This window comes from Neobacillus soli NBRC 102451 (assembly GCF_001591665.1).
Taxonomy (GTDB): Bacteria; Bacillota; Bacilli; order Bacillales; family Cytobacillaceae; genus Neobacillus; species Neobacillus soli.
The window spans coordinates 1-5,602 of record NZ_BCVI01000071.1 but is presented as its reverse complement, the minus strand read 5'-3'; the positions used below and the strand labels follow the sequence as shown (position 1 = coordinate 5,602).

Annotated in this window: 6 protein-coding genes; 2 read left to right on the top strand and 4 right to left on the bottom strand. The window is 41.6% G+C overall.

The window, feature by feature from the left end:
- Nucleotides 1–45: 45 nt before the first annotated feature.
- From BSO02S_RS23130 to BSO02S_RS23115, 4 genes are read right to left on the bottom strand one after another with little or no spacing between them, the layout of a single operon-like run.
- Nucleotides 46–1,119, bottom strand: coding sequence for an ABC transporter substrate-binding protein (locus BSO02S_RS23130; protein ID WP_066073306.1), 1,074 nt, complete (start codon nt 1,117–1,119; stop codon nt 46–48).
- On the bottom strand, nt 1,116–1,919 hold the full coding sequence (locus BSO02S_RS23125; protein ID WP_066073303.1) for an ABC transporter permease: 804 nt from the start codon (nt 1,917–1,919) through the stop codon (nt 1,116–1,118). Before BSO02S_RS23125 ends, BSO02S_RS23130 begins: the two co-directional genes overlap by 4 nt.
- Nucleotide 1,920: 1 nt before the next feature.
- Nucleotides 1,921–2,724, bottom strand: coding sequence for an ABC transporter permease (locus BSO02S_RS23120; protein WP_066073301.1), 804 nt, complete (start codon nt 2,722–2,724; stop codon nt 1,921–1,923).
- A complete protein-coding gene (locus BSO02S_RS23115) occupies nt 2,714–3,823 on the bottom strand; it encodes an ABC transporter ATP-binding protein (RefSeq protein ID WP_066073298.1) in 1,110 nt (369 codons plus the stop codon). Before BSO02S_RS23115 ends, BSO02S_RS23120 begins: the two co-directional genes overlap by 11 nt.
- Before the next feature lie 347 nt (nt 3,824–4,170).
- On the opposite strand from BSO02S_RS23115, the gene BSO02S_RS23110 reads away from it, so the two are divergent.
- Nucleotides 4,171–4,878, top strand: coding sequence for an MBL fold metallo-hydrolase (locus tag BSO02S_RS23110; protein WP_066073295.1), 708 nt, complete (start codon nt 4,171–4,173; stop codon nt 4,876–4,878).
- A 13-nt stretch (nt 4,879–4,891) separates the two neighbouring features.
- Nucleotides 4,892–5,464 (top strand): TetR/AcrR family transcriptional regulator, encoded by a 573-nt coding sequence (locus tag BSO02S_RS23105; RefSeq protein WP_066073293.1) that lies wholly within the window; start codon nt 4,892–4,894, stop codon nt 5,462–5,464.
- Nucleotides 5,465–5,602: the final 138 nt, after the last annotated feature.

Here is a 5,602-nt window from a genome sequence, read left to right as displayed (position 1 = left end):
GTGCTCCAGGCCTGTCGTGAGCTGACCAGGGCGCTTGCGCCTTTCTTATTTTCGATGCATTTTAAATTGCAAGAACAATTCGTTATAATAGGCTAGGTTCTTTTTGCCTAGGTTTTCATATACTTCTAGTTTTTCCGTTAACTCTGGAGAGGGGTAGAAACGTGTATCGCTGACTACTTCCTTCGGCATGTGTTTCAGCGCCCCTTTGTTTGGGGTTGAATAGCCGACGTAATCGGCATTTTGGGCCGCGACCTTTGGGTCAAGCATAAAATTAATAAATTGGTGGGCCGCTTTGATATTTTTTGCAGTTTTTGGAATGACCATATTATCGAACCACAAATTAGATCCTTCCTCCGGAACCACATAATCCAAGTCTTCATTCTCGGACATAATTTCTGAAGCATCACCAGACCAGACTAGACCAACAGAGGCCTCTTTATTGGCAAGCAGCATTTTGATTTCATCACCAACAATGGCTTTTATATTTGGAGTAAGGGAATCCAGTTTTTCCTTAGCTTCGATTAAGTGCTGTTTGTTTGTATCATTCAGCGAATAGCCTAAGCTGTTAAGCCCCATACCAATCACTTCTCGGGCACCATCGGTTAACAGAATCTCATTTTTTAATTTAGGATCCCAGAGGTCCTTCCAGCTGGTGATTTTTTTACCATGAAGCATTTTCGGATTAAAGACAATCCCGACAGTTCCCCAGAAATAAGGGATCGAATATTTATTTTCGGGATCAAAGGGCAGGTTCATAAATCGCTGATCAATATATTTTAAGTTGGGCAGTTTTGAAAGATCCAATGGGACAAGCAGGTCTTCATGCCGCATTTTTTCAATCATATATTCGGATGGAACAGCGATATCGTAGGTCGTGCCGCCCTGCTCGATTTTCGTCATCATGGCCTCATTCGAATCGAAGGTTTCATAAACGACTTTAATCCCTGATTCTTTTTCAAAGCGCTTGATCAACTCTGCATCAATATAGTCGCCCCAGTTAAAAATCGTTAAGGTTTTGCCGCTCGAATAGCCCTGGGAGGAGTTCAACCTGTTAGTGGCGAATAATAGTAATCCAGAAATAAGTGCCACAACTAGAAAAATACGAAATAACCTGTTCATTTTCGAACCCCCATTCCCTTAGGCTTGTTGCGCTGCGTAATAAAGTAATAGACAACGACAAGCAGCATCGTGAATAAGAAAAGTAGGGCTGATAATGCATTAATATTCAGTGCGATTCCCCGGCGGGCCAAGGAATAAATCTCAACAGAAAGCGTTGAAAAACCGTTGCCGGTCACAAAAAATGTGACGGCGAAATCATCGAAGGAATAGGTCAAGGCCATAAAGAAACCGGCAAAAATTCCAGGTGTGATAAATGGTAAAGTCACTTTAGACAGGACATTCCAGCGGTTTGCCCCCAGGTCCTTGGCAGCATCAATTAAGGTCGGGCTCATCTCCATTAATTTTGGCAGCACCATAAGGACAACAATGGGTATGCTAAAGGCGATATGCGAGAAAAGCACCGAATAAAAGCCTAGTTTGATGCCGGCCATGGTGAACAAAATTAAAAAGGACGCGCCAATAATAACATCCGGGCTGACAATTAGAACATTATTTAATGATAATAAGGTATTTTTAGTCTGCCTGCGTTTAACCGAGTGAATCACTAAAGCACCGAGCACACCAACAACGGTTGAAATTAACGCCGATAACAAGGCAATCACCAGCGTATTCAGGACAATGATGAGAAGTCTTACGTCATGAAAAAGCTCTTTGTACCAGTCCAAAGTAAAGCCTTCGAAATTGGACATCGTTCCGCCGCTGTTAAATGAATAGAACACTAAAAAGAAAATCGGTGCATAAAGGATGAAAAAAACAATCACTAAAAAGAGCTTTGATATGGGAGATATTCTTTTATCCATATTACACACCTCTCTTTCGGGTACCTGTTACAATCATAATCAGAAACATACTAATAATTAAAAAGACGGCAATTGTCGAACCCATTCCCCAGTCCCTAGTTACAAGAAAATGTTGTTCAATTGCTGTGCCAAGCGTGATGACACGGTTGCCGGCAATTAGCCTTGTCAGCATAAACAGGGAAAGCGCTGGAATGAAGACAACTTGGCAGCCTGATTTCACCCCGTCCATTGTCAATGGGAAGATGACCCTTCGAAATGTAATCCATTTGGATGCCCCTAAATCATTGGCCGCATCCAAAAGGGTGGGATTCAATTCATTTAAAGAATTAAAGATCGGCAAAATCATAAACGGGATAAAAATATAAACCGATACAAACACAAAACTGAAATCAGTAAATAAAATTTGTTGTGCCCCAATTCCGATTACTTCTAAGAAACTGTTTGTCACGCCATATGTCCCAAAAATACCGAGGAAAGCATAGGCTTTTAACAGTAAATTAATCCAGGATGGGACAATGATTAATAAAAGCCAAAGCTGTTTATGTTTGGTTTTTGTTAATAAAAGGGCTGTTGGATAAGCAATCAGCAGCGAAATGGCGGTAATCAAAAAGGCATACCAAAAGGAACTGAAGGTCATCTTCAAGTAAACCGGAGTGAAAAATTTTTGGTAATTAATGAACGACAAATTCCCTTCGATATCAAAGAAAGAATAATAAACCACAAGGAAAATTGGTGCAATTACAAAGAGAACAATCCAAAGCACATAAGGAACCATATACAGATTGCGCGACAGTTTATTTTCCATCGGGTTCCACGTCCGTATACGCTTCTAAACGGCGATCGAATTCTTCCTCTGTTTCACCGTGGCGCATTACGTGAATGGCCTCGGCGTCGAAATAAAGCCCGATTTTATCACCCACGTTTGCCTTTTTCGTTGAATGGACAAGCCACTCATTTTCATCTTTGTCATAGCAGCAGATTTCATAATGAACACCGCGAAATAATTGGGAATCAACACGCACCTGGAGTTTCCCGTGTTCCAAGGTAGTGATGACCATATCCTCGGGACGAATGACAATTTCAACAGGTTCATTCTCGTTCAAGCCTTGGTCAACACATTCAAATTCTTTGCCAACAAATTCAACACGATAATCGGCAATCATCCGTCCTTTTACAATATTGGATTCACCAATAAAGTCAGCAACAAACCGGTTGATCGGCTCATCATAAATATCTGTTGGTGTGCCGCTTTGCTGGATTTTCCCTTTATCAATGACAAAAATTTCATCGGACATCGCTAGCGCTTCCTCTTGGTCATGTGTTACGAAAATAAAGGTGATTCCAAGGCGGCGCTGGAGTTCGCGTAATTCATATTGCATTTCAGTGCGCAATTTTAAGTCGAGTGCGGACAATGGTTCATCGAGCAGAATCACTTCTGGCTCATTAACAATTGCACGGGCGATAGCGACACGCTGGCGCTGCCCTCCGGACATTTCCCTGATTTCCCGGGTTTCGTAACCTTTAAGGTTTACAAAGCTGAGTGCTTCCCTCACCTTTTGTTCAATCTCCGCATTTTTCAGTTTTTTAATACGCAATCCGAACGCCACATTTTCAAAGACATTTAAATGAGGAAAGAGTGCATAATCTTGAAATACAGTATTCACCTGTCGTTTATTTGCAGGTATATCGTTGATTTTTTTTTCGTTAAAAAATATTTCCCCCTCAGATGCCTCGGTAAAGCCCGCGATTAACCTTAATATCGTGGTCTTACCACATCCGGAAGGGCCTAGAAGGGTATAAAATTTCCCACGCTCAATCTCAAAACTTACATCTTTTAGTACAGGTGGATCGTTATCATATTGTTTTGTTACATTGTTAAATTGAATAATTACACCATTTGTCATGATGAACCTCCTTTTGCCGATTAATTCCAGTTGCTTATTGTTTCATTCCGGAATAATTATACAGGAAGAGGGTGAAAATTCAATTACTCTTTTTTAAAAATGGAAAAGACCGCTTAAAGCGGGTCTTTCAAATATAATTAACTTGCATTAAATTTATTTTGAAAATAGGGGAGATTGCTCAAGTGTTTCGCATATCTCTTAAAATGATTTGAACATTTGTTACGTGGGGAAAGTAGAAACCGAGATTGATTATTTTAACGAAAAATTTTTAAAAAGAAATACTTGCTTTAACTAACATCATTAGTTAAAATGAAACTAATGATGTTAGTTAAAGGGGAATGATAATTGTGAGATTGATTAAAAACGGTTATTTATATCAAGTGACGTTTATGGCAAGTGTTTTTCCGGTAAACTGCTATTTGGTGGAGGAAGAGGATGGATTAACATTGATTGATGCGGCTCTTGGCTTTTGTTCGAAGGGGATTATGAAGGCAGCTGAAACAATCGGAAAGCCGATTACAAAAATTGTTTTAACACATGCCCATGAGGACCACGTCGGCGCTCTGGATTCTTTAAAAGACATGATGCCAGAGGTACCAGTTTATATTTCCATTCGAGACCACAGGTTAATGAATGGTGACCGTTCTCTCGATACGCATGAGGACCAAACGCCGATTAAAGGCGGCGTGCCGAAAAAGTTAACAACCCGGGCTAATGTATTATTGAAGGAAGGCGATCTTATAGGTTCGTTAACTGCCATCGAAACGCCAGGGCATACACCAGGTTCGATGTCGTTTTTGGATATACGGACAAAGGCAGTGATTGCAGGCGATGCCTTTCAGACAAGAGGGGGAATCGCTGTTGCAGGAGATATGAAGCCGTGGTTTCCATTTCCGGCTTTTGGTACATGGAGTAAGAAAACGGCATTAGCCAGTGCAAAGAAACTAATAAGTTATGAACCTCAGCTTCTTGCGGTAGGGCATGGGGAAATGGCCGTGAATCCTTTGCGGGTGATGGAGCAGGCTATTGGAAATTTAGAACGGAAAATCGGATAGAGGAGTAGTTATCATGTCACCTAGACCAAAATTTGCACTTGATATCACAACGATAATTGAAGCTGCAGGGGAAATTGCCGATCAATATGGAATGCAGGAGGTCACCTTGGCGAACCTGGCAAAGAAATTGGGAATCCGTCCCCCCTCATTATATAACCATTTTGACGGACTGACCGGACTACGGAAGAAGTTGGCAATCTACGGAATCGACAAACTTTATAGGAGGATGGCAGATGCGGCGATTGGGGTGTCAGGCACCAATGCGGTAATTGCAGTTAGCCAGGCATATGTCAATTTTGCCCGTTTTCATCCGGGGATATATGAGGCCACATTACTCGCCCCGGACCCTGAAGATGTGGAGGTACAGGAAGCAGGTGCAAAAATCGTGGATCTTACCGTCCGAATTTTGCAGGCGTATCAGTTGGAGGGGGATCATGCCTTACATGCTGTCAGGGGATTGCGCAGTATTTTACATGGTTTTTCTTCGTTAGAGCAAAAAGGCGGATTCAAGATGGCTTTGGATTTGGATGAAAGCTTAGTGATAATAATTCAGGCATTTCTAGCTGGGATTGGGGACGGACAATAAGGTTTTTCAGCGTCAGAAAAATAAAGGATGTTTAGGGGACGGCGGCCAATCATAGTGCCCATAGTCGGACGGGGGAAGGTCGTTTTAGGGCATTATAAAGAGTTATTGGAGCTCATCCCGTTGGAGTAAAGCAGGAAA

Bases quoted from the DNA above. Each gene is read 5' to 3' on its own strand.
- BSO02S_RS23130 (WP_066073306.1), bottom strand. From the start codon at position 1,119: ATGAACAGGTTATTTCGTATTTTTCTAGTTGTGGCACTTATTTCTGGA.
- BSO02S_RS23125 (WP_066073303.1), bottom strand. From the start codon at position 1,919: ATGGATAAAAGAATATCTCCCATATCAAAGCTCTTTTTAGTGATTGTT.
- BSO02S_RS23115 (WP_066073298.1), bottom strand. From the start codon at position 3,823: ATGACAAATGGTGTAATTATTCAATTTAACAATGTAACAAAACAATAT.
- BSO02S_RS23105 (WP_066073293.1), top strand. From the start codon at position 4,892: ATGTCACCTAGACCAAAATTTGCACTTGATATCACAACGATAATTGAA.
- BSO02S_RS23120 (WP_066073301.1), bottom strand. From the start codon at position 2,724: ATGGAAAATAAACTGTCGCGCAATCTGTATATGGTTCCTTATGTGCTT.